This is a genomic window from Vagococcus allomyrinae, from assembly GCF_017829975.1.
In the GTDB taxonomy this organism is placed as follows: Bacteria; Bacillota; Bacilli; order Lactobacillales; family Vagococcaceae; genus Vagococcus_D; species Vagococcus_D allomyrinae.
Map to the genome: position 1 here is coordinate 141,591 of NZ_JAEEGA010000011.1, position 22,677 is coordinate 164,267.

The 22,677-nt window shown below is 38.1% G+C and carries 23 protein-coding genes; 6 read left to right on the forward strand and 17 right to left on the reverse strand.

Translation table 11 applies throughout. The annotated features are described in order from the left end of the window. Window positions 1–65 precede the first annotated feature (65 nt). Together I6N95_RS16720 and I6N95_RS16725 are read right to left on the reverse strand one after the other, a co-directional pair. Window positions 66–1,574, reverse strand: coding sequence for a muramidase family protein (locus tag I6N95_RS16720; RefSeq protein ID WP_209530046.1), 1,509 nt, complete (start codon window positions 1,572–1,574; stop codon window positions 66–68). Window positions 1,575–1,741: 167 nt separating this feature from the next. After that, the gene (locus I6N95_RS16725) at window positions 1,742–2,077 is read right to left on the reverse strand and encodes a MazG nucleotide pyrophosphohydrolase domain-containing protein (RefSeq protein WP_209530048.1); all 336 of its coding nucleotides are present in this window, start codon (window positions 2,075–2,077) and stop codon (window positions 1,742–1,744) included. Window positions 2,078–2,532: 455 nt separating this feature from the next. On the opposite strand from I6N95_RS16725, the gene I6N95_RS16730 reads away from it, so the two are divergent. From I6N95_RS16730 to I6N95_RS16740, 3 genes are all read left to right on the forward strand, one after another. Further along, window positions 2,533–3,849, forward strand: a complete 1,317-nt coding sequence (locus I6N95_RS16730) for an LPXTG cell wall anchor domain-containing protein (RefSeq protein WP_209530050.1) — start codon at window positions 2,533–2,535, stop codon at window positions 3,847–3,849. Window positions 3,850–4,140: 291 nt separating this feature from the next. Next, complete coding sequence (locus tag I6N95_RS16735) at window positions 4,141–4,329, forward strand: hypothetical protein (protein WP_209530052.1); 189 nt, start codon at window positions 4,141–4,143, stop codon at window positions 4,327–4,329. Window positions 4,330–4,410: 81 nt separating this feature from the next. After that, complete coding sequence (locus tag I6N95_RS16740; RefSeq protein WP_209530054.1) at window positions 4,411–4,704, forward strand: DUF3784 domain-containing protein; 294 nt, start codon at window positions 4,411–4,413, stop codon at window positions 4,702–4,704. A 309-nt stretch (window positions 4,705–5,013) separates the two neighbouring features. On the opposite strand, the gene I6N95_RS16745 is transcribed toward I6N95_RS16740, so the two are convergent. The 9 genes from I6N95_RS16745 to I6N95_RS16785 all read right to left on the reverse strand — a co-directional run bounded on the left by I6N95_RS16745 (window position 5,014) and on the right by I6N95_RS16785 (window position 16,159). Continuing rightward, entirely contained in the window at window positions 5,014–6,426 is a 1,413-nt protein-coding gene (locus tag I6N95_RS16745) for a glycoside hydrolase family 32 protein (protein ID WP_209530056.1), read from the reverse strand. Between the two features lie 31 nt (window positions 6,427–6,457). After that, entirely contained in the window at window positions 6,458–7,906 is a 1,449-nt protein-coding gene (gene gtfA, locus I6N95_RS16750) for a sucrose phosphorylase (protein WP_209530058.1), read from the reverse strand. Between the two features lie 48 nt (window positions 7,907–7,954). Continuing rightward, the gene (locus I6N95_RS16755; RefSeq protein ID WP_209530060.1) at window positions 7,955–9,634 is read right to left on the reverse strand and encodes a glycoside hydrolase family 13 protein; all 1,680 of its coding nucleotides are present in this window, start codon (window positions 9,632–9,634) and stop codon (window positions 7,955–7,957) included. A 31-nt stretch (window positions 9,635–9,665) separates the two neighbouring features. After that, on the reverse strand, window positions 9,666–10,499 hold the full coding sequence (locus I6N95_RS16760; protein ID WP_347340573.1) for a carbohydrate ABC transporter permease: 834 nt from the start codon (window positions 10,497–10,499) through the stop codon (window positions 9,666–9,668). Next, window positions 10,499–11,383: a carbohydrate ABC transporter permease gene (locus tag I6N95_RS16765; RefSeq protein ID WP_209530062.1), complete on the reverse strand. Its 885-nt coding sequence runs from the start codon at window positions 11,381–11,383 to the stop codon at window positions 10,499–10,501. The genes I6N95_RS16760 and I6N95_RS16765 overlap by 1 nt, the downstream gene beginning before the upstream one ends. 103 nt (window positions 11,384–11,486) lie before the next feature. Next, the gene (locus I6N95_RS16770) at window positions 11,487–12,776 is read right to left on the reverse strand and encodes an ABC transporter substrate-binding protein (RefSeq protein WP_209530064.1); all 1,290 of its coding nucleotides are present in this window, start codon (window positions 12,774–12,776) and stop codon (window positions 11,487–11,489) included. A 163-nt stretch (window positions 12,777–12,939) separates the two neighbouring features. After that, window positions 12,940–13,932 (reverse strand): LacI family DNA-binding transcriptional regulator, encoded by a 993-nt coding sequence (locus tag I6N95_RS16775; protein WP_209530066.1) that lies wholly within the window; start codon window positions 13,930–13,932, stop codon window positions 12,940–12,942. Between the two features lie 354 nt (window positions 13,933–14,286). Then, entirely contained in the window at window positions 14,287–15,057 is a 771-nt protein-coding gene (locus I6N95_RS16780; RefSeq protein ID WP_209530068.1) for a Fic family protein, read from the reverse strand. 784 nt (window positions 15,058–15,841) lie between these two features. Further along, window positions 15,842–16,159 (reverse strand): GNAT family N-acetyltransferase, encoded by a 318-nt coding sequence (locus I6N95_RS16785; RefSeq protein WP_209530070.1) that lies wholly within the window; start codon window positions 16,157–16,159, stop codon window positions 15,842–15,844. A gap of 283 nt (window positions 16,160–16,442) precedes the next feature. Here I6N95_RS16785 and I6N95_RS16790 point away from each other — a divergent pair, with 283 nt between their 5' ends. Further along, on the forward strand, window positions 16,443–16,865 hold the full coding sequence (locus I6N95_RS16790) for an RNA polymerase sigma factor (protein ID WP_209530072.1): 423 nt from the start codon (window positions 16,443–16,445) through the stop codon (window positions 16,863–16,865). Window positions 16,866–16,908: 43 nt separating this feature from the next. Then, the gene (locus I6N95_RS16795; protein WP_209530074.1) at window positions 16,909–17,235 is read left to right on the forward strand and encodes a zf-HC2 domain-containing protein; all 327 of its coding nucleotides are present in this window, start codon (window positions 16,909–16,911) and stop codon (window positions 17,233–17,235) included. Between the two features lie 184 nt (window positions 17,236–17,419). Here the strand turns inward: I6N95_RS16795 and I6N95_RS27130 are convergent, their stop codons facing one another. The 5 genes from I6N95_RS27130 to rlmH all read right to left on the reverse strand — a co-directional run bounded on the left by I6N95_RS27130 (window position 17,420) and on the right by rlmH (window position 19,940). Continuing rightward, entirely contained in the window at window positions 17,420–17,578 is a 159-nt protein-coding gene (locus I6N95_RS27130) for a hypothetical protein (protein WP_245249594.1), read from the reverse strand. Window positions 17,579–17,588: 10 nt separating this feature from the next. Further along, window positions 17,589–18,068, reverse strand: a complete 480-nt coding sequence (locus I6N95_RS27135) for a transposase (RefSeq protein WP_245249595.1) — start codon at window positions 18,066–18,068, stop codon at window positions 17,589–17,591. A gap of 10 nt (window positions 18,069–18,078) precedes the next feature. Then, window positions 18,079–18,465 (reverse strand): hypothetical protein, encoded by a 387-nt coding sequence (locus I6N95_RS27140; protein ID WP_245249597.1) that lies wholly within the window; start codon window positions 18,463–18,465, stop codon window positions 18,079–18,081. A gap of 182 nt (window positions 18,466–18,647) precedes the next feature. Continuing rightward, entirely contained in the window at window positions 18,648–19,418 is a 771-nt protein-coding gene (locus I6N95_RS16805; protein WP_209530076.1) for a hypothetical protein, read from the reverse strand. A gap of 42 nt (window positions 19,419–19,460) precedes the next feature. Beyond that, entirely contained in the window at window positions 19,461–19,940 is a 480-nt protein-coding gene (rlmH, locus tag I6N95_RS16810) for a 23S rRNA (pseudouridine(1915)-N(3))-methyltransferase RlmH (protein WP_209530168.1), read from the reverse strand. Window positions 19,941–20,393: 453 nt separating this feature from the next. Between rlmH and I6N95_RS16815 the strand changes: the two genes are divergently transcribed. Continuing rightward, window positions 20,394–21,692, forward strand: coding sequence for a S1C family serine protease (locus I6N95_RS16815; protein ID WP_209530078.1), 1,299 nt, complete (start codon window positions 20,394–20,396; stop codon window positions 21,690–21,692). A gap of 100 nt (window positions 21,693–21,792) precedes the next feature. Here the strand turns inward: I6N95_RS16815 and I6N95_RS16820 are convergent, their stop codons facing one another. Continuing rightward, a complete protein-coding gene (locus I6N95_RS16820) occupies window positions 21,793–22,599 on the reverse strand; it encodes an MBL fold metallo-hydrolase (protein WP_209530080.1) in 807 nt (268 codons plus the stop codon). Between the last annotated feature and the right edge of the window lie 78 nt (window positions 22,600–22,677).

Genomic DNA, 22,677 nt, shown 5'->3' on the forward strand with positions numbered 1-22,677 from the left:
TTCAGTTGGAAATCAACGGTACAAGGCTCCTTTTTTGTAAATCGTGTGCCAAGTCAAGCTTAAGATTATTGAACCCGCAATGTTTGACCGACAGACACCACCTCATTTTGTAGCTCATTCCATAAAGAAAGCTGCTTTGCTGAAATATTGTGTTTATTGGCAATCCCCCATAGTGTATCCCCTGAAACCACTTTATAAGTCTGATTATTAGACGAGTCAACTTGATCCTTGTGACTGACGACAAGTGTCTGGCCAACAGCAATCGTCTCGTTTGCTAAATTATTCCAAGCTTTTAGCTCTGATTGACTTACCCCATTCTTCTGTGCCACACTGTATAACGTTTCCCCTGCACTGACCGTATAACCACCTGTCGAAGGACTTGAACCACTTCCTTCAATTGATACACTCAAAATTTGTCCCGCACTAATGCTATCACTTGCTAAATTGTTCCAACTTTTTAAATCAGTCACACTAGAATCGGTTTTTTGCGCCACACTGTACAAGGTTTCCCCTACACTAACGGTATAAGAATCACCTGTTGAGGGATTTGATTGGCTTCCAGTTCCTGCCACCTGTAACAGTTGCCCTGCTTTAATACGATCATCTGATAAATTATTCCAAGTTTTCAACTCTGTGACACTCACACCGTTTTTACGGGCGACACTGTATAAGGTTTCTCCTAAACTTACCGTATACGCTGAACCTGAAAAGTCCGCGCTTGAGCTACCGCTCGATCCAGTTATAACTAAAAGTTGACCAGCACTAATACGATCACTCGACAAATTGTTCCACACTTTCAGATCAGCCACACTGATGCCGTTTTTCTGAGCAATACTGAATAATGTGTCTTGAGAAGAAACCGTATAGTTGGCCCCATTGGCAGTATCACTGACACCCCCACTATGACTAACGCCACTAGTCGGTGTGTCAAAACGTGTCAAATTATTACTAATAATAACGGCATTTAATTTCGTAGCATAACCTGGATCGGTAGCATAACGCCCTGTTAACCAAGCCGTTGCATCTTGATAGGAATTGGTATTGCTTTTCCAAGTCCCCCGATAAAAGTACACACCCGATTGAAAAGAGCGATTTCTCAATAAATCGGCATTGTCTTGGAGTGACTCCCAATGAGAGGCATATTTCTGAAATTTGTCTGTAATGGTAACCCATTTCCCCTTAAAGACTTCTTTCGTCAACCATTCACTATAGGCACCATTCCCAGACCACTTTACACCATACAAATTGTAATGAGGCGCTTGGGATAATCGACTTGTCCCCCAACCACTCTCCAGTACTGCCTGAGCTATCATCACTGAAGCATATAAATCATTGGCTGCCGCTACAGTACGAGCCTGTTCTCCAATGTCCTCAATAAACGAGTTAGCCGAGATATGGCTGCTTAAAATAGTGCTGGCATAATGAGTAACTTCTCCTGCCTCGACTATCAAACTTTTCGGTAAACTTGTAGCCACTAACATCGCAGCCACCCCAATAATAGAGGGGCCTTTTTTGAAATTCCGAAGTAATTTGTACCCTTGTCTCTCTTTACTTTCCCAATATTTAGTATCCATTTATAAACTATTCTCCATTTTTCGTTTATTATCAAATAAAACAATATATTAAGTATACACCATTGTTTCAATTAACAAAATACAAAAATCGTGAAAAAGAGTCCATAAATGAAAAAAATAAAAAGTAGATAAGCTCTACTTTTTTTCATTTTCTTGCTCCAATCAAATCAACTAGTCAATTCATTTGAAACTTGAATAAATTCTTTCAAATTCGGAGATTGCTTATACTTGATTGAAGCAATTTCATCTTTCTCAAGAATCGCTTTCGCCAAATCAATATTATTAATAGCCGCAATGGCAATCGTATAGTGCAAAACATCTACCAACTCATGCTCCAACGAGGTGTCTCCAGCCATTAACTTCCGCCCATCGATGTGATTAATTGCTTCTGCCACTTCACCAACTTCTTCCACTAACTTCATAAAAAAACCTGTGGTTGTCCCTCCTTTACGATATTTTTCAAATAAATAGTCTTGCAAGTCCTTAATGGTTAGTTCCGTCACAATATCCGCTCCTTTCAGCAAATCATTTTTCATTGAATTGCTTAACAGAATATGTTAATACTAAACAGCCCTTCAAAAAAAATGATCTTTCTGTCCTTAATTATATGATGTCCCTCCCTTTTTTTCCATCGTTGCCTAAACCGTTACACTAAAATTCCCCACCGAGACTCAAAAACATGACAATGAGTTTTTTTGACTGAGATAAAGCCACCCTTTGCGAAGAGCCAAAACTTCCCTTTAAGCCGGAAAACTTATCAAACACTCGATCTAAATAAGATAACTAAAAAAAACGTGCATAATACGTTCCTTTTTCGTATAATAAGAATAATAACTGCCGAAAAATTGGTATTGTTATGAAAATGTCTAAATTAATCAGTAAAGGAGAGATAACACGTATCACATAGAAAGTAACTAAATTCAAGAGCAGACAAAACGTTTGGAAAAGGAGAATATTTATGAAAAAAGGGGTATATTTAGCCACTGTCGGAGTGCTTTTAGCAACGAGCTTCCCAACAGAAATTTTAGCTGCAGAACAAGAACTATCAACTGAAAATACGGTTGTCGAAGTAGAGGTCAGCGGAAAGACTGAAGATGTTCCTGCCCTAATTGAGGAAGTCATAACCGAGGTAACTGAAAACGCTGTTATTGAAGAAAATGCTGGCGCTAATCAACCAGAAGTTGCCGTCGTCGAAAACGAAGAAACACCATCGGTTCCTTCTATTAGTCCTGTCATTCCACTAGAAGAGGACGTTAATCAACCTGTGCAAAGAGCGGCCGCCGTAAAGGAAACCTCTGTTACCACAAATGACACACCATTGATTGATCATGAGAAAACTATTACGGATAAAAATGCGGTTATTACTTCTGAATACAACTTTATGCCAAATTTCAATAATCTAGACCAAGTAATCGTCACCGGAGACGTTTTTGCCTCTGGTACCAATAGTAGCTCGTCTATAAATAAAGAGGACTATTATACCTTTGCGTTGTACAATGCTGCAAAAAATTCAATCTCAATTACATATAAAAATGTAGGACTGTACGATGGTAAAAAAATTGATTTGAAAGTGACTGTAAAAGATTGGAGCTTACTTAACTCAAGTGATCCCACTAATCAGTTTGTCACGATCTACGCTAATAACAGTTTCTTTATAAAGGGACTCAGCAACATTCTATTTGATTACGCTTTTCTAGACAATCAAACAGCGAATGCCGTTAAGGTCTCAGGTTTCTTCAACTTTACTGATATTGATATGAACCAAAGTATTGATATTTTTGATAATAATAATCTAAAAAACATTTACACTTCTGATAGTAATAAACTCTATTATCGCAATGAAGATGGTTACCTTACTATAGGAGACCCAAACTTTTACTTTACAACACCTGATGATGAAGACTTTTGGGTGACGTATACCTATGATCAGGTTTCCAATTTTTCCATTCGTTTTAGACAAGATCGTGAAACTCAAGCATACTTTTCTTACGAATATTCAGCACCAGTCGTCATAGAGGAATCTGAGCCTCCTAAAAAAATAGTAGAAAGCAAAGAACCAGCACCAATTTTCCAATCTCTTAGCACAAAAACCAAAGAAGAACCAGTTCAGACTAAAGTCGTACAAGAAAAAGAAGTAACCTTAGCCGCCACTCCAAATGAGTCTAGTCACGATCTTCCAGCAACTGGAGAACATGTGACACCTTCATTTACTACTTATGGTACCATCATCGCTCTTCTTTCTTTGATTTTCTTAAAAAGAGAAAGAAAAAACTAGCCATCTCATAACGATAACTGCTAGTTCTAATAAATAGTCGTCTACGTCTCGTAAAAAGGTCTGACCTTTTTACGGGTTTTTTTGCTTCACTGAAGTAACGCCATAGCCATTTTTACTACGGTCTAACAATGGTATAATAACTATATCTAAACGTGTGAAGAGTTAAAGTAAAGCTAGGTTGATTGATAAACATGTAGTGGCAGTCCCTAGAGAGTGCTCGTTGCTCTCATTCAATCTAGACCACACTTCCAACTTGTTCAATAATAATACAGTAAAAGGTAGGTATCACTAATGAAGAGAAAAACACTAAAAAAATATGCGTCTATTTTAATTGCGTTTATCATGATTGTTCTGTTTCTTAATGAGACTTATGTTCATAGTTCTTATGTTGATAAGTTGTTGGATTATGTGGTCTCCCCTGTTCTTATAGGTGTGATTTTTTCCATGATTGACGGCCTGTCGACTGGCAACAAGGATTAGCTAGCATCTAAAAGAGCCTTTCTTTTATTTTTAATTGGTTTTGATGTATACTTAACCTGTAAAAAATGAGGAGGGACTAGAATGTTCTTGCAACTGCTATTATGCTTCGCTTTATTCGTTATCGGTATTCAATTGTTCAGAGGTAAATGGTTAATGTTAATTGCTGGCTACAATACTTCATCAAAGGAGCAAAGAGCCAAAATAAACGGTCGGAATCTTGGAAAATTAATTGGCAGCCTTATTTTGTTTTGTTCATTTGCTATCATTATGATGAGCTTTGTTCCTCAGCTTGACAGTCTCTTTGCTATTCTCATTCCAATCCTGCTTTTAGTAAGCCTTGTTTTCGCAAACACATCTAAACTATTCAAAATTTAAATCGCTAAAAAGCCCTCTTACGAGGACGTCTTTTAGCGATTATTTTGCCTTTTATAAGTAGCACTGCCTTGCTTATTTTCCGTTTCCTCAGACCTTGAAAATGTCCTAGCAAGAGTTTCCACCAGTTAATAATTTGTGACAAGCATCTTTCCGATAGGCAATAGCTCAGGTAGCGGAAATGTCGAATTGTTCCTCAAAACGGAGACTAGCTCAGCTAGTCACTCCTACTAACTTAAATGACTTATTTATTTAACAATCAAATGACTGCAACAAAAATTCTTATTCCAAAGGATGAATGACCATAGCTAGCTATTTCTTAATCAACAGATTACATAGTGATTCTTGCGGATAGATTCGGGAACTCATAACCCCTTCTCCCTCATTAATAAAAATCTCCACACTTGATGAATCCAAAAATATTTCGAGAGTGATTACTTTTCGCTTGTTAGTTCCCATGCAATAGCTACGGGAACTTACTTGATGGTTTTCTTGGCCGATTATCTTTTGTTTCAAACCTGCTCTCGAAAAAGTGACCTGTTGCTTGTCAGCCTCATAAGTGACGCAAATTTCTTCTTGAGAATGATTGCTGATGATTGTTTTAAAACTGATCTCCGCCTTACCATTAATTCTAATGATCCCTTGTGGCTCCAAACTATCCGAATAATCTGAGTCAATTGATGACAGATCTATACTTAAAGGGTGATAATAATCATAAATAGCAGGTAAAGGCGTTTGAATTAACTGATCCCCTACTATACTTAAGCATCTTGGCAAAACCATACAACCACTCCAACCGTGATTAAGTTCTGCAGTAACATTCGTGCGCTCCCACATATGCATCCAAGCGGTTAATACATACCCCTCAGATGTTGCAAATGTCTGGGGAGCATAAAAGTCCAAGCCTTGATCGATCTCATCGTAATGACTAACATAAAATTTACCAGTTTCCCAGTCAACCTTTCCAACCATATATACGCTAGACGCATAGTTCGTATATTTTTCTGCTTGTCTTGGCATGTTTATCGGTGAAAATAGCAGAACATCTCGACCATCAATTTCAAAATAATCGGGACATTCCCACATCGTACCAAACTCACCCGTACCTTCTAACAAAATAGAAAAGAAATGCCAGTCCTCTAAATTGACACTTTTGTATAAAATAAGTTGCCCCGTTCCTTCTTCGGTTTGAGAAACAATCAAAGCAAAATAGTGTCCCTCCCGTTTAAAAATTTTCGGGTCTCTAAATTCCAAAGGATTAATGCTTTCGTCTAAGTTATTTCCACCAATAACTGGATTCTTTTCAGACTTGTTAAAACGAAGCAGATCCGTAGATTCAGCTAAACACTGAACTTGTCTTGATGGCTGAGCATCGCCAGCACTCCCTGCAGTTCCAGTATACATCAAATAGGTGACACCATTTTCATGAAGACTAGTTCCTGAAAAACAACCACCTTGATCATAGATCTGATCCGGTGCTAAAGCGACCGCTGTTTCTTGCCACTTAATGCCATCCAGCGAACAAGCGTGCCCCCAATGCATCGGTCCCCAAACACTCGAATAAGGGTGAAATTGATAGAAAAGATGAAATTGTCCCTCAATCCAGATTGCCCCATTAGGATCATTCATCCAACCAACGGATGGCATTAAGTGATAGTTTTGGCGAAATTTGAGAGTCACCTTCAGTTTGTTCGTTTCGATAAATCGTTTTGCTCTATTTAGCACAGGTAGCTCCTTTCTGTCAATATTATCTAATCTAGAACGGATTTGTCATAATAAGCGTTGCCGTTATTTCTTTCATCTCTGTTATGGTGAAATGTTGAGTTTTCATATCAATCACGATTTTAGCCAGAACAGATTCTAGTGACCATTGCATCACTAAAATGTTGTCCTCAAGCTCTACACTAAATTCCCCATCAAAAGCCGGCGAACTATTTCTAAATTGTAAAATTTCAAAGACCGCCTGAACAATTGGTCGCTGGACCTCTTTGTCAATTTCAGCTAAGTCATAATAATGACGATTAATATTGCGCCCTTCTTTTGTTTGCTCTAACAATTCGATATCATTCTTACCAGCTAACAAGCCAACATAATAAATTTGTGGAATTCCTGGGGCAAAGCACTGAATCGCCCGTGCCAATATATAAGCCCGATCATTATTTCCAAGGGCACTATAGTACGTGCAATTGATCTGATAAATATCCAAATTATTATAGGCTTCCGAACTGTAAATTTTTTTCACGTTAGCCCCTTGACTATATAAAGCAGCTCTAGTCTCTTCAACTTCCTCATCAGATAATAAATCTTTGACATCTACCACACCAATCCCATCGTGGGTATCCAAGGTTGTAAATTGCTGTCTAGGACATATCTCTAGCCAGTTTTTTAAGCGATGGGCGGTTCCACTATATATAGCATGGAGAACCAACATAGGCAAAGCAAAATCATAAACATAGTAATCTTTTTTGGCAATTTTTTGTTGAATAGTATAATGTTCATGAATTTCTGGCAAAACCGTGCTTCCATGTGGTTTTACCACATCATGACAATAACTTAAGAGGTCCCAAATATTTGGTTCAACAAAAAAGCAGTTAGTTCCCACCTTTTTATTGGCATAAGCAAAAGCATCTAAGCGAATAATATCAGCCCCTTTATTTGCTAAAAAGGTCAACTGATCTGTAATAAATTGACGAGTGCATTCCGTTGTAACATCCAAATCAATTTGTTCTTCATCAAAGGTACACCATACTTTTTCCGTCGTACCATCTTCAAAATCAACAGTCACATAAGGAGCTCGCGGTTTTCGTTTATAAATCAACGCCACATCTTGAGCCGATGGTTCTCCCTTTGGCCAAAAATTTTCATACCGAATGAATAAATCACGGTAATCCGATGCTTCTTTTTTTTTCAAAAAATCTTGAAAATAGGGGGACTGTCTCGAAATATGATTAACCATAAAATCTGTCATAAAATAATAGTCTCGACTAATGGCTTCGAGATCGTCCCAATCACCAAATGCCGGGTCAACCTTGGTATAGTCCATGGGGGCAAAACCACGATCACCACTTGAAGGGTAGAAAGGCAAAATATGAATCCCTCCAACTACACCCTCCAGGTGTCTCTCTAAGACTTCTCTTAATTCCTGCAAATTTTTACCTAAACTATCCGCATAAGTAATTAGCATGGCTTGATTTTTAATCGACATGAACATCCTCCTTCATTCTTGTTTTATTCACAATCTTAGCTATCGTATTTAGTCTGTCGCAAAAATAAAGCACCCATAAGGAGCTAGTAACAGTTCTCCTTTATCATTGACCACTTTTTGTTCATTTGACAGAATTAATTGCAAGTCATCCGTTTCTAACGGAAACGTTTGCGGATTCTGATCAAAATTAATCACAATTAATAGGCCTCTGCCTTGATACTGACGCTTATAGACAATTAAAGTCTCACTTTCAGTCGTTATCGGTTCAAACGTTCCGTAAACAAGGAGCTCTTTGTAAGCCCCCGCTTTTCTCAATGCAATCAGCTGTTGATAATAGCTAAAAACTGAACCTACCTGTCCAACCTGTGCCTCAGCATTAATGTCTAGATAATTGGGATTAACATTTAACCAAGTGACCTGCCCATTAGAAAAACCGGCCTGCTTTTCAGAACTCCACTGCATAGGTGTTCTGGAATTATCTCGACTTCGTTCGTACATCCTCGCAAACGCCTGCTCTTCACTTAATCCTGCTAATCGTGCTCGCCGATACTGATCGTGAGTGGCAATATCATCATAATCATCCATTGAACTCATTTGGATATTGCTCATCCCAAGTTCTTGTCCCTGATAAATAAAGGGCGTTCCCCGTAGACACATAAATAAGGTGGCTAACATTTTTTTACTGTGGTCATTCTGATGCTCAACTGGCAAGTATTTATTAATCGACCTTGGTTGATCATGATTTTCTAGATATAAGGCTCCCCAACCTTTAGCTTGAGTGACCAATTGATTCTTGAAGATGTTTGCCTTCATTTCGCCAATTGTCCATCCTGTCGGCTTAAACCACTCCCCCGTTGTCGGAACATCTATATCGGTGTAACTGAAATCAAAGACCATTGAAAAAAAGCCTTCTTTTCCAATATACTCAGCTAATCGTTCATCTGGCACATCTGCTTCAGCCACTGTCATACTATTGTGTGGAATAAAACAACGACGGTTTAATTCATTTAGCCAGATTTCAATTCCCGGTTGATTTAAAATCCAATCGCCAATGAAAGCTAAACCGTCTTCACCATCGGCTTTAAAATAACCTCTTTCAACCCGTTTTTTTATATTAAGAATCGCATCAATACGAAAGCCTCCAAGCCCTTTATCTAACCAAAAGTTGACCATCTTATACAATTCTTCACGAACTTCATTGTTTTCCCAATTCAAATCAGGCTGTTTCTTTGTAAAAGCATGTAAGTAATACTGATTTTCTTCCCCTGGTACTGGTTCCCAAGCAGAACTCCCAAAATAGGAACGCCAATTATTAGGTGGACCACCTTCAAATCCTTCTTCAAAAATATAATAGTCTCGGTATTTACTCAGCGGATCGGCCAAAGCCTTTTGAAACCATTCATGTTCATCCGACGTATGATTGATCACTAAATCCATCAAGATCTGTTGCTTCTGTTCTTTTGCCAGATTTATCAGGTCATCAAGATCTTGGTTATTGCCAAACATCGGATCGACGGAATAATAATCGGCGATATCATACCCGCCATCATCCATCGGCGATTGATAGACTGGGCTTAACCAAATTACATCAACACCTAGGGTTTTTAAATAAGGTAATTTCTGAGTTATTCCCTTAATATCACCAATCCCATCGTCATTACTATCCATAAAGCTTTTAGGATAAACTTGATAGACGATAGCCTCTTTCCACCACTCTTGTTCTGCCATACTTGTCGTTCCTTCCTAACATCTACTAGTTTTACTTAATCGCACCATCTACAACGCCTGCAATTATTTTCTTTTGCATAATAAAATAAAAAATCAAGACTGGCATTAATACCAAAACCAACGCGGCCATTGCCACATTGTAATTGGCGGTGTATTTACCAAAGAAATAAAAGGTGGATAATGGCAACGTCCGCACGTCATCATTAACTAACACCAAAGAAGGCAAAAGAAAGTCATTCCACACCCATAAAACATCTAAAATAGCGATCGTTGCTGTCGTGGGCTTCAACATTGGCATCACCACTTTAAAAAAGACTTGGAGACGACTTGCCCCATCAATAATCGCTGCTTCTTCTAATTCAATCGGAATACTTTTAATAAATCCATGATACATAAAGGTTGCCATACTAATGCCAAATCCTAAATAAAAGTAAATCAGCATGCCACGGCTATTTAATAAATTTAAATGACCAAAAATAGTCACAAAAGGGATCATCACTGATTGAAAAGGAATAATCATAGAGGCCACCAAAGCCATAAAGATCACTTTATTAATTTTCCACTGCCACCTTACTAAGAAATAAGCCAGCATTGACGAAAAAATGACAATCACGCTGACTGAAACCAGCGTAATAATGATTGAATTAACAACTGCCTTACCATAATTCATCGTCGTAAAAGCTTCAATAAAGTTACTAAAATCAACATTTAATGGCAAGGATAAGGGGTTAGCCATAACCTCCAACCGACTTTTAAATGAGTTGATCAAAATTAAAATAAAAGGGAAGACATAGAGAACAAACATCACACAACACATCGTCACAACCATTATCTTATTAACATGCTTCTGAATTTTCCCGTTCACTAGGCTTCCACCTCTTTCCGTTTCATGACTGCAACTTGAGTAATCGCTATAGTAGCGACAATGATAAAGAGAATAATGGCCTTAGCTTGACCAGTCCCATAGTTTTGATACAAGAAGGCGTCGTTGTAAACATGCATGGAAATCATCTCTGTTGATCGATAGGGACCACCCTTAGTCAAAGACAAGTTAGTATCGTATACCATAAAACTGCGTTGCAACGTCAAGAAAATACTAATAGTAAAAGAAGGAATCATCATAGGAATTTTAATTTTTGTTAAAACCTGCCAATTATTTGCCCCATCTAATGAAGCAGCTTCATTTAAGGACTGGGGAATTCCCGTTAATCCTGCTATATACAATAACATCATGTAGCCTGAATTTTGCCAAATCCCAACAATGATCAAGGCCCACAAAGCTTTCGTTGGGTCTGATAACCATGAGTGACTGATAAACTCAATATTAAAACTTGTGCCTATAAAAACCAGCAGTTTAGAAAAAACAAATTGCCAGATAAAGCCTAAAATGACTCCACCGATCAAATTCGGCGTAAAAAATCCCATTCTAAAGAAATTTTGCCCCTTAAAACCACTGGTAACTAACAAGGCTAACACAAACGCCAGTAAATTAGTTAAAATAAGTGACCAAAAGGTATACTTAAAAGTTAAACCTAAGGATTGCCAAAACAACTCATCTTTAAAAGCATCTGCATAGTTTTTTAACCCAACAAACTGGGTGGAAATATCGGTACCTGTTGAATTGGTAACAGTCATATACAATCCCAAAAAGAAAGGGATAATCACGACGGTTACAAAAACAAAGACAGGAATTGCACCGAAGATTCCAAAGGTTTTTAATTTTTCAAACAAACTTTTTTCCGAATACATGATGTCTCCCCCTTATTTACACAACTAATAATTAACTTATGGTATGATCTTCTAAATTAGAGTCAACTACTGTCATTTCGATGCAATTGACTCTACCTGTTCGTTATTTGCCACTTGTCTTCCAGTAATCCTCAAATTCTTCGGCAAGCTCTTTTGAGTCGATTTTATCATCTAGATACTTTTGTAAGCTCGCGCCCATAGCAGGAAAGGCTGTTGCTGGATAATGGGCATTCATCCACTCAAGACTTTCTTCCTTTTGTAGATAGGCTAAGACATCTTTAGATAGCTCGTCTTTAGGTTCCACTTTATTATGACTAGAGATTGGAATAAATCCCAGTTTGTTAACATAATAATCTTGGCCGACTTCGTCTTCATACATCCAATTCAAAAAGTCCTTAGCACCAGCCTGCTCCGCTTCTGATGACTGACTGCCATCCACAACCCACGTTTGAGGAACGCCAATTGAGATTTGACTGTTGCCGTAACCGCCTGCTTCATCACTCATTGGAACAGGCAGAATTCCAATCTTGGCCTCTGGATTTGCTTCTTTTAATTGAGGATACGCCCAGTTTCCCATGAACCATAAGCCTGTATCACCGTTAGCTAAAGCCAACGTAGCAGAATCGTAATCAGCAGATAACGGTGCTGCTTTAGCAACATTATATTCTTTCATCAAATCAAAGGTTGCCACCCAATTTGTGTATGTCTCATTCTGATTCAAATTGACTTTTCCCTCCATCATTTGATTCATAAAATCCTGACGTTTATTTGCATCATCAGATTGATTTGTAAATAGTAAGTTAGTAAAATGGGCTCCTAAAGACCAATCCATTGGTGAAATCTCCAAAGCTTTTTTATTATCTAAGGTTGCGATTTTTTTCATCAAATCAGCTAAGTCACTACGGGTTGCGACACGACTAGGTTCAAAACTACCACCCGTTGCTTCAGCTAATACGTCTTTATTGTAAAGAAATCCAAAGGCCTCGATCGTAGTTGGTATCCCCAGTTGCTTTCCATTGACTTGCCCTGCTTTCAGGTACTGCTCGTCAATTCCTTTTACTAAAGGCAAATCCCCCAGATCTAAAAATTTATCTTCCCATTGTGCCAATTCCGTATAAACACCGGCATTAACCATAACTGGCGCATTTTTAGATGCATATAGAGAAGTCAATTTTTCAGTAGCATTCTGGCCAGCCAAAGGTATTATCTTAACTGTATATGTTTCTTGTGATTGATTGTATTTTAAAACCGTTTCATCTAATTCTTTGGCAATCTCTTCTTTACCAATTAGTAGACTTACTTCCGTCCGATCACTTGCTCCACCACTGCCACACCCAGCCAAAATTAAAGCGGATACAGCCATGCTCATACTTAATAATTTCATCTTTTTCATAAAGCTTACCTCCAAAGTCAAATTTTATTTTAAGGGAGTTTTCCCTAATACTACCTAGCTTATTAACGCGATATGATATCGATATCATATTTTGCAGAAAAAGAACAAAGACAAGGGTTGTCAAGTCTTTGCGTCAATTCAGCATCCCCTTTAGATCCGCTACTTAAGCAGACTCTCTGATAACCAAACTCATTTGTAATTTTGTTCCATCGATTTGATACGGTCTTTCTTGCAACAAACTCAACATCAAATTAAATGTTTCTTTTCCTAATGTTTGAATCGGTTGTCGAATAGTCGTAATCGCCGGCGTTGTCAATTCCGCTAAAGGTTGATCATCAAACCCTAGAACCGCTAATTCCAAAGGGACTTTAATTCCCAGCTTTTGTGCTTCCACGATTACACCAGCTGCCACCTCATCGCTGCCAGTAAAAATTGCTTCAGGAACATCGCTCATTTTTGATATTTCACGCGCAATTTTCCGACCATCACTAATCGTATGGCAATTAACAAATAGCCACTCTGATTTAATAGGCACTTTTGCATCTGCCATCGCTTGATTAAATCCTTTATTTCGATCGCGGTCTTTGCCTGCTTCTTCGAACTGTCCCCCAGTAGCATATGCAATCTTCTCATAGCCTTGCTCCAATAAGTAATTGACTCCGAGATAAGCACCATTGACCTGGTCTAGACTAACTGTTGGCAATTGATCGTTATCAAATCGCTCATTACACAAAACAATCGGTCCGTACTTAGTAAACTCTTGAATTACTTCTTGATCTTGTTCTACCGCACACATAATGATGCCATCAATTTGCTTTTTGGCCAATAACTCAAGAAAACTTAATTCTTTTTCTGAACTCTCATTGCTTTGGAAAATCATAATCTGAAAAGCATTCTGAAAAGCAATCTGCTGAATCTCATCCACTAAATAGGAAAAAAATGGATTGGTGATTCTCGGCACAATAACACCAATTATTTTGGTGCTTTGACCACGCATCTGTCTGGCCGCAGAACTTGGCTGATAGCTAAGCTCAGCCATCGCTTCGTAAACAGCTTGGCGCTTTTCTTCACTCACATATGGATGATTATTGATAACACGAGAAACTGTCGCTACAGAAAGCCCCGCTTTCTTTGCTACGTCCGAAATGTTGCTCAACGATAGTCACACCTCTTTCTGATATCGATTTCATAGTTGTATTGTAGTCCCCCACAAATTAATTGTCAAGCTATTTTTTGATATCGATATCATATTTTTTGTGTTTTTTCACGATGCTTTCCTATGTTATTGAAATACCCGCACTTTATTTACCCGTTGGTATACATAAAAAAAGTAACGAGATAATGGCATTTCTCACGGATTAATTGTCTTCCTCAGCACCATTTAATAAAAAGGCAATTGTTAGACTGTAAAAGCTAAACGAGAAAAACTAGAATTTGAACACACTAAAATCACTTTCAACACAAATAGAGAAGCTATTTCATTACAGCAAAATAACTTCTTCGTATTAGTTCATTCATCACTTAAGCGTTCACCCATTTTTAAAATCGCAATCATTTTTTCTAATTTCTCGCTGACCAATTCAGTGATAAAATCTGTAAACGGGTCAAGGTTCCGATCAACCTGTGCTGCCTCCAATGTTCGATTGTACCTTAGACGAGAGGATGGTTCAGCTTTAACTATTATTGGAGGATAACCATTCCCCGTTAAAGCAAAATTCATCAATAATCTTGCCGTTCGGCCATTCCCATCAATAAATGGATGGATGGTCACAAATTTCTCATGTAAGAGTGCTGCGTACTCAACAGGATGAATCACATTTTGATTGGTGTTCGCCCATTTGACTAGCTCCTGCATTAGTCCAGGCACATGAAATGGTTCAGGCGGTACAAATGATGAGCCACTGATTTCAACAGGTATTCGCCTATATTGACCAACATTAGATTTATCCATTGCTAGTTTATCGTAAACAATACGATGAATGTCTTTAATTAGTCGCTCACTCAGAGGTTGCTCAGAGCTTACTAGCTCTTCGACAAAGTCTATCGCTTCGTTCAGATTAATCACCTCTAAGTGCTCCCTCATGGGCTTTTCTGAGATAGTAATCCCTTCTGATAAGATCATTTTAGTCTCAAAACGCGTAATAGTGTTTCCTTCCAAAGCATTACTATTATATACTTCGTCAATTCGTTCAATTTCTTTCAGTTTCGCCACTTCATCTTTATTAAGCGGCCTTAACGAATCTAATTGTTGTTTTAACTCAGTTACTTTTACAAACTCCATCAAACCCACCTCTTCAATCACTTTCTTTTAGTCATTATAACATATCCCCATTTGCCTAATACATGTTGTTAATCAAAAATAAATGAAAAAGACGCCTTCGCTACTAGCTAGGGAGACCACTGATTACTGTTCCTTCTTGTCAAAAACCTCTACTTCGTCTAATTTCTCTTAGAACCAGTTCAGCATCTCAAGGTCAGATCCCAAACCAACCTCCCATTTCTAGGAGTCACATTCTAGCTAGTACCATTATCTTTCCCTCAATTCTTTAGCGAAATCACCCCATTCATAACAAATGCTACTTTTCCCCGAGACCCGTTTCCTTCATCCCCTCATATTGCCACCACTGCCCCTTTCCAATGACTGATGGGAGACATAGCTTTCCTCTGTTTTCCCATAAAAATCAAGTTGAGTCACTGATATTCTAATACTTTCAATTCATTTATCATCACTTATATCTTCTCTTATAAATAGTTTAAAGGGGTTAATGGGGAAACAAAAGCCGAGAGTAATACGACCATTGTCTCATCAGCATTCTTCCGTTTTTTCTCTCCCCTATTTTCGACTAGTTAAAAGTGGGAGATCTAGGGGGGACATGGGGTCAACTATTGGGATATAATACTTGCACTTCTAGCTTTCACCTTCTTTTTTAGAATCATCTGAAAAAGCCTCCAAGTCTATTGAATACTCTTCTTTTAAATATTTCACCTTAGCCCCATCTCAGAATCATATGTATTTATTTTTTATTTTTAAACACTGGTCGGTATTTTTCTACGATTGACATAAACTAGATACGACAAACCATTTTAAAATCAATCATCTCTAGGCTCGCATTCATTACTGGATCTGAAACGATTTCAAACTTGCACTTCTTATAAAGCAGCACACCCTCTTCTCGCGCAACTCCCCTAGTCCCGTTGTAGCCTTTGCTTTCTAAAACTTGCCTTAATATTTCAACTAATTTTTGGCCTATGTTATTTCTTTTGCGGCTTGACTTCACCGCAAAAGTAGCCAAATAAGCAACTTGTGAATATTCTTCATAGTAACTTAATATCCGATTAATCGTTCCCTTCAAAAGCGCCACAAAAATCATTATTTTCAGCAAATTATTTCTTAGCTCCAACGATTGATTGTAAATTGATTGGTCCTCTGTACGGTGTGTTGATTGTTCATACGTGCCTCTTGTTATCAGAAAACTCATAATTTACGATCTGAAGTTGCACTTTAACTGGATAAGGGCACAATAAAACTACCGTAATTTTTTTAGACGATTTGATGTGTCATAGTAACATAACGAATCCCCACTATTTTAACATCATTATAAAAATAAAAAATTTATTGAAACGTTTTGCGACTTATGCAGTCTTATAAGTAGAGGAGGTGGTACAGTGGAAAAATTTGATGATATCTATCGGCTTTATTTTAGTGACGTTTACAAATACATCTTGTCCCTAAGTCAAAATGAAAGTATCGCCGAAGACATCACTCAAGAAATATTTTTTAAAGTGATGAAAAACATCAAGAAATTCAATGGTTCCTGTTCACTCTTTGTTTCGCTCTGTCAGATTGCCAAGAACAGTTATTTCACCCTATATAAAAAAGAGAAGCGCTTGGTACCATTGCCCACAGAGAACAATTTTTTGTCAGCAGACAACCTTGAACTTAGCTTGACAAATAAAGAGGTAGCTAAAGAACTTCATTTTTTGTTGCATCAGTTACCTGAACCATACAAAGAAGTCATTACCTTGCGAGTATTCGGCGAATTGCCTTTTAGCCTAATAGGAGAATTATTTGATAAAAGTGATCGTTGAGCACGTGTAATTTTTCATCGTGCAAAATTAAAGGAGGGCTCACATGAAAATCTCTTGTGATGTTATAACCGATTTGTTACCACTTTATTACGACAAAATTTGTAGTCAGGCTACCATTGAACTTGTTGAAGAGCATCTTGTTAACTGTCCAAAATGTCGCAAAGAATTGAAAAATATGGCGACAACGCTGAGTCTTGAACAAACCCAAAGCAACCATCTCAATGATGCAAAACTAGTAACGAAGATCTCTAGACAATGGCAAAAGGACAGGTTACTATCCGTTCTAAAAGGAATCGGACTAACCTTACTTATTTTACTATTTGTCTATATGCTGCTTGGTTTAAAAATTGTTCCATCCATCGGAGGCTAAACATGACGATAATTTTAAGTTCAAAACAAATCACTGATATTGCGTAAGTTTTGTCGGAATATTCTGATTTATTAACTTTCAAAAAAAATGACAAAACAGTCAATACTTACACAACAGATGACTATTTCCATAAATTTTTCAGTCATTTAGTTTTAAAACAAAGGCGCAGCGACTATTTAAACGATTATGTCGGAATAAATGGTTTCAACCAGAGCTCTGCCACATCAAACCGTTGATTATGAGAGGCTCGTGTGAGTTGGAACGGAGTCGCACTCGGCCCTAATTCCAATTTAATCAGATACGTCAAGAGGGTGGCAATTAGCATGAGAATCACGTGATTCATCGCGTCTTGCTCATCTTGTGAGTATAGCTTCTTGATTGTTAGATTTTGCTTTAAGTGTTGAAAAAACAACTATATTTACCACCTTAATTGATACATATCCGCGATTTCCTGTACACTGACGTCCATGCGATTCGTACGAGGGCAGAAGCTTCTGCCCTTTAGTCAAGGTCACCAGTCGAAAACGTGACGTGAGAGAGTTCTTTCCGCCTCCTAAGGCAACGTGCTGGTCACTAATAATTTGTCCGTCAGTCGTTTTATAGTCATCGATTTCCATATGATCAAGCACGCTAACAAGTGTCTTTTTCTTGGTGCGAGTCACGAAAAAGACCCCATCACGGTGCATCTTGTCCAACAACTTATAGCCAAAGCAACCTTGATCTACGATATAAGTCGCTTTGGGTTTATTAACCAATACCTCAATTTGAGCCCGATCTTGGACTTTTGCATTGGTAATCGTAAAGTCTTTCGGCTGCTGATTGTTTTCGCCCATATGACACAAATTAATGATGAAGTTTAATTCCCAACTTGGTGGAAAACAAGTGCTGATTCAAGGGAATAGTCGTAGAATCAATCAATTGGAGACTGTTTCGTTTGGTCGCTGATTGTTTTTGCTGAATGTCCCCAACGAGGTTTCGGAAAATTTCCATGAGGACAGTGGCATCCACCTCAATCAAGCAACGAGATAAACGACTGTGGTTAATGGACTCAATGCCAATTTCGCAGCAAAGCCGTTGATCAAGAAAGGCGCGACTCACCTCGCAGTAGCTCGGGTATTCTTCGTAAACTCCGTGCAATAAGATGTTTAAGGTTGTTTGGAAATCAAGTTTTTTACTGTAATAATCGTAGTTTGTGATAACTGTTTGGGCATCCGTCGATAAATTTTTCAACTTAAGGGACGATACTCATTCCTAAACTGATGTTTTTGAGTTATACTTATCCATGCGATAGTCCTTTTTATTGGTCTTAGGTAAGTCTTTCAAGGCCAATAAAAAGGTTTTTTTCTTTAAAAAGGTTAAGCTAAAGGGAGATACAAATTTTAAATCTTCGCAACAATAGAATCCTTCCCTACTTAATTATAGCTTGCAAGAATTCGTTGAAGCTCATCTTGGGCCACTTTATCTTCCGAAACAATAAAAGGAACCTGTTCACCAGGCCAATAATCAAAATCACCATCGTCATCTGTTACATAGAAACCATCACTAAAGGCTCCGTTACTTTTGAATTCATAGACAAAACCATTATCTGTTAGCAAATACTTCACTATGGGTTGGTCTAAAATAGCTACTTGACTGAACCCAGTGGCAGTACTTGGATTGTTTTCTTGATCATTTATTTCATTCGTTACACCAGTTGTTCCAAATTTTGAATAGTAAAAAACAACTCCTCCAATTGCATTTGCTAAATACTTATTTTTCTCAATATTAATAGTAGGATCTTGTCGTTGCATTAAAATATATTGTCCCTCAGGCGTTTTGGCATACCAATCTCCTCTCCCACTTGCACCATGATTAAAATAAGCACCATTGACAGCCATCCCACCCATTGCAGCTCTCTCGCTAGCCCAAGTAAGAAACTTATCTGATATTTCTAACTGTTCCTCAAATGTATAGGTTCTTTGAGCAACAAAAGTAACTGAGCTCTCATTTGTTTTTTCTGTGGAAGAACTGATAGGGATATCAATAGAGGTTTCACTAGTACTTGTTTTAAAAGATGCTTCTTTTTCATGAGAGCTACTAGTGATTAAACCATCATCTTTACTTTCTGTTTTTCCACACCCTGTAAATAAAAATAACGCTACCGTACTTAATAAAACTATCGTTTGGACTTTCTTTCTTAACAAATCGGTCCCTCCTTTAAATTTAATTGTCTAAGAATAACCTCATCACTTATGATACGCATGCCCATGTACGATCCTAAAACAACGATAAATCTGTTCACTCAAAATCAAGCGCATCAGTTGATGAGGATAAGTCACCCGACCAAAAGAAATCTGCTGATCCGAGCGCTTAAGGACCTCATCCGAGAGCCCTAAAGAACCACCAATAACAAAATTGATCGTGCTTTGTCCCTGAGTTGTCACTTTATCCACAGAAGCAGCAAACTCTTCTGAGCTATAATCCTTGCCATTAATCGCTAAAGCATAAACAAAATCATTATCACCGATCTTGGCTAAGATTTTCTGCCCTTCTTTCTCTTTAATCTGTAGCATCTCTGCCTCACTTAAGGTTTCAGGTGCCTTTTCATCTCCGACTTCAACAATTTCAAACTTACAATATTTGCCTAAACGCTTGGCATACTCTTCAATCCCTTGTTTTAAATACTTTTCTTTTAACTTCCCTACTGCAATAATCCGAACTTTCATCTCATCCACCCTTTAATCTCATCACTATTTTTGATGTCATGTTGTCCAGCGTTTTTTCTCCGCTCTTCTTAAATACTAATCTACTCTGACTCAAAAACCAAGTAAAAAGTTATCCACAGTTGTCCACAGGTTTATCCACAAAAATGTGGATAGTTTGACTTAATTGTTGAGAACTCATCCTTATTATATCAGTTATCCTCAAAAGTTTTGCACAATCCACAGTTTCTGTGGATAAGCTCTGTGGGTAACTAAAATTAAAAAGTCATGAGAAACGTCATTTCTTCATGATTTTCACAAGCTAATTGTTATTTTTCAATAATTGTCTGTCATTTTATACGAGCTTTTTCATAAAATATTCAAACTCAGATATTAGACTATAGGTGTAAGGTAAATGTATAATGAATATAATCAATAATTAACCCAAAGGAGGAAAGGTGCCTAGCACCGCATAATATGAGAAAAGACGTAACCCCATACTCACCAAAAAAACAAAGTTCTGGATTTATTAAAGGCATCGCAGGAGGTGTCCTTGGCGGTTTGTTAACCTGTGGTGTGGCCTTAATGCTCTACAACCCAGCAACCCCGAAAGAAGATTTAACAACTAGTAATACTACTAATAGTACGGCAAATACAGCACAAATCAGCAATATTAAATACGATGTGGAAAGTGACACAACGAAAGCTGTTGAGAAAGTCGAACAAGCTGTTGTTTCCGTTGTTAATTTACAAAAACAACAAAGCACCCAAAGCATGGGTGGTTTAGGTGGGTTGTTCGGCCAATCAGAACAGCAACCAGAAGATAATGCCGATAGTGCTGATGGTTCTGATTTAGAGGCTAGCAGTGAAGGTAGTGGTGTTATCTACAAGAAAGACGGCAAAAAAGCCTATATTGTAACGAACAACCACGTTGTAGAAGGTTCTGATGGACTTGAGGTCATTCTTAGTGATGGCACCAAAGTTGATGCAACATTAGTGGGTAGTGATGTTTATACTGACTTAGCTGTTTTAGAAATCGATTCTGAGAATGTCAAAGCCACTGCTGAATTTGGCGATTCAGATGCGGTTAAATTAGGCGAACCTGCCATTGCCATTGGCTCACCTCTCGGCTCACTTTATGCCAACAGTGTCACTCAAGGCATTATCTCTGGTAAAGACCGTAACATTACCAGTCAAAATGATAGCGGCCAAACCATTCAAATTAACGCCATTCAAACAGACGCTGCCATTAACCCTGGTAACTCAGGTGGTCCCTTAGTCAATGCAGCTGGTCAAGTTATCGGCATTAACTCAATTAAAATTGCCTCTGCTACCTCTGGTGTTTCTGCTGAAGGAATGGGCTTCTCTATTCCAAGTAATGATGTAGTAGAAATCATCAATCAATTGGAAGCCAACAAAAAAGTATCACGTCCAATGTTAGGTGTTAAAATGAGTGATTTATCGGCAATTAGCAGTGAGCAGCAAGAAAAAATCTTAAAAATCCCAACAGATCTGACTGGTGGTGTGATTATTCGCGAAGTTGAACCTGCTTCACCTGCTGAAAAAGCCGGCTTAAAACAATATGATGTGATTGTCGCCATCGATGACAAAGAAGTCGAAACGGGAACAGATTTACAATCCGTTCTGTATAAGAAAAAAGTTGGGGACAGTGTCAAAATTACTTTCTACCGTGAAAGTGACAAAAAGACAACTACCGTTGAATTAACACTGGATGCTGAAAATGTGAAAAGCACTCAAAAAAATTTAGATCAATAATTTAAAACTCTCAATCACGGCTTATGGCCCGTTGATTGAGAGTTTTTCCTTTTTTAAAATCCCTCAAAAGGCTCGCTAGCTCCTTTTGAGGGATTAATTATTAGATAGCAAACATCGCACTGGCAATATCTGGATCAGTATCGTAGACCATTAGATCATGGCCAACACCGAAGTCGTGTTCTCTTAAAGTATGCTCCATGGTCATATGAGCCAGCTCTTTAATATTATTTTCTCGACTTAAATGCCCCAGATAAATTCGCTTCGTATTGTTGCCGATTAATTCGGTCATCACTAAGGCTCCATCTTCATTTGACAGATGGCCTTTATCGCCTAAAATACGCTGTTTTAAACTCCACGGGTATTTTCCCATGCGCAACATGCTTAAATCATGATTGCTTTCCATCAAGTACGCATCAGCATCCTTGACCGTCCCTTTTATTCGGTCGCTGCAGTAACCTGTATCGGTTAAGACGACAAATCGTTTATTATTGCGGTGAAATTGATAAAATTGTGGGTCAGCGGCATCATGAGAAACCCCAAAGCTTTCGATATCCATATCACCGAAAGTCAATGTTTTCCCTCTTTCAAAAATTCGCTTATGTTCTGGGTCGATATTGCCCACATTTTTTGTCATGGCTTCCCAGGTCTTTTCGTTAGCATAGACATCTATCCCATGTTTACGAGATAACACGCCAACACCGTGAATATGGTCTGTGTGCTCATGAGTGACCAAAATGGCATCCAACTCGGCTGGCGATCGGCCAACTTCATTCATCAGACTTGTGATTTTCTTACCACTTAGTCCAGCATCCACCAATATTTTTTGTTTTTCTGATTCGATATAAAGAGAGTTACCAGAACTACCACTGGCTAAAATACTCACTTTAAACGCTTCTTGACTGTTCAAGGCGTGATTCCCCTCTCTACTTTCATACTCTCACATTATAGCAGAAATCCACGGGAAATTCATTGAAAAGAGTTAAAT

Coding starts and splice junctions, on each gene's coding strand:
- I6N95_RS16740 (WP_209530054.1), top strand. CDS start 4,411: ATGTTCTTGCAACTGCTATTATGCTTCGCTTTATTCGTTATCGGTATT.
- I6N95_RS27135 (WP_245249595.1), bottom strand. CDS start 18,068: ATGGGCGAAAACAATCAGCAGCCGAAAGACTTTACGATTACCAATGCA.
- I6N95_RS16720 (WP_209530046.1), bottom strand. CDS start 1,574: ATGGATACTAAATATTGGGAAAGTAAAGAGAGACAAGGGTACAAATTA.
- rlmH (WP_209530168.1), bottom strand. CDS start 19,940: ATGAAAGTTCGGATTATTGCAGTAGGGAAGTTAAAAGAAAAGTATTTA.
- I6N95_RS16780 (WP_209530068.1), bottom strand. CDS start 15,057: ATGGAGTTTGTAAAAGTAACTGAGTTAAAACAACAATTAGATTCGTTA.
- I6N95_RS16735 (WP_209530052.1), top strand. CDS start 4,141: ATGAAGAGAAAAACACTAAAAAAATATGCGTCTATTTTAATTGCGTTT.
- I6N95_RS16755 (WP_209530060.1), bottom strand. CDS start 9,634: ATGGCAGAACAAGAGTGGTGGAAAGAGGCTATCGTCTATCAAGTTTAT.
- I6N95_RS16795 (WP_209530074.1), top strand. CDS start 16,909: ATGAAAATCTCTTGTGATGTTATAACCGATTTGTTACCACTTTATTAC.
- I6N95_RS16770 (WP_209530064.1), bottom strand. CDS start 12,776: ATGAAAAAGATGAAATTATTAAGTATGAGCATGGCTGTATCCGCTTTA.
- I6N95_RS16765 (WP_209530062.1), bottom strand. CDS start 11,383: ATGTATTCGGAAAAAAGTTTGTTTGAAAAATTAAAAACCTTTGGAATC.
- I6N95_RS27130 (WP_245249594.1), bottom strand. CDS start 17,578: ATGAATCACGTGATTCTCATGCTAATTGCCACCCTCTTGACGTATCTG.
- gtfA (WP_209530058.1), bottom strand. CDS start 7,906: ATGTCGATTAAAAATCAAGCCATGCTAATTACTTATGCGGATAGTTTA.
- I6N95_RS16815 (WP_209530078.1), top strand. CDS start 20,394: ATGAGAAAAGACGTAACCCCATACTCACCAAAAAAACAAAGTTCTGGA.
- I6N95_RS16730 (WP_209530050.1), top strand. CDS start 2,533: ATGAAAAAAGGGGTATATTTAGCCACTGTCGGAGTGCTTTTAGCAACG.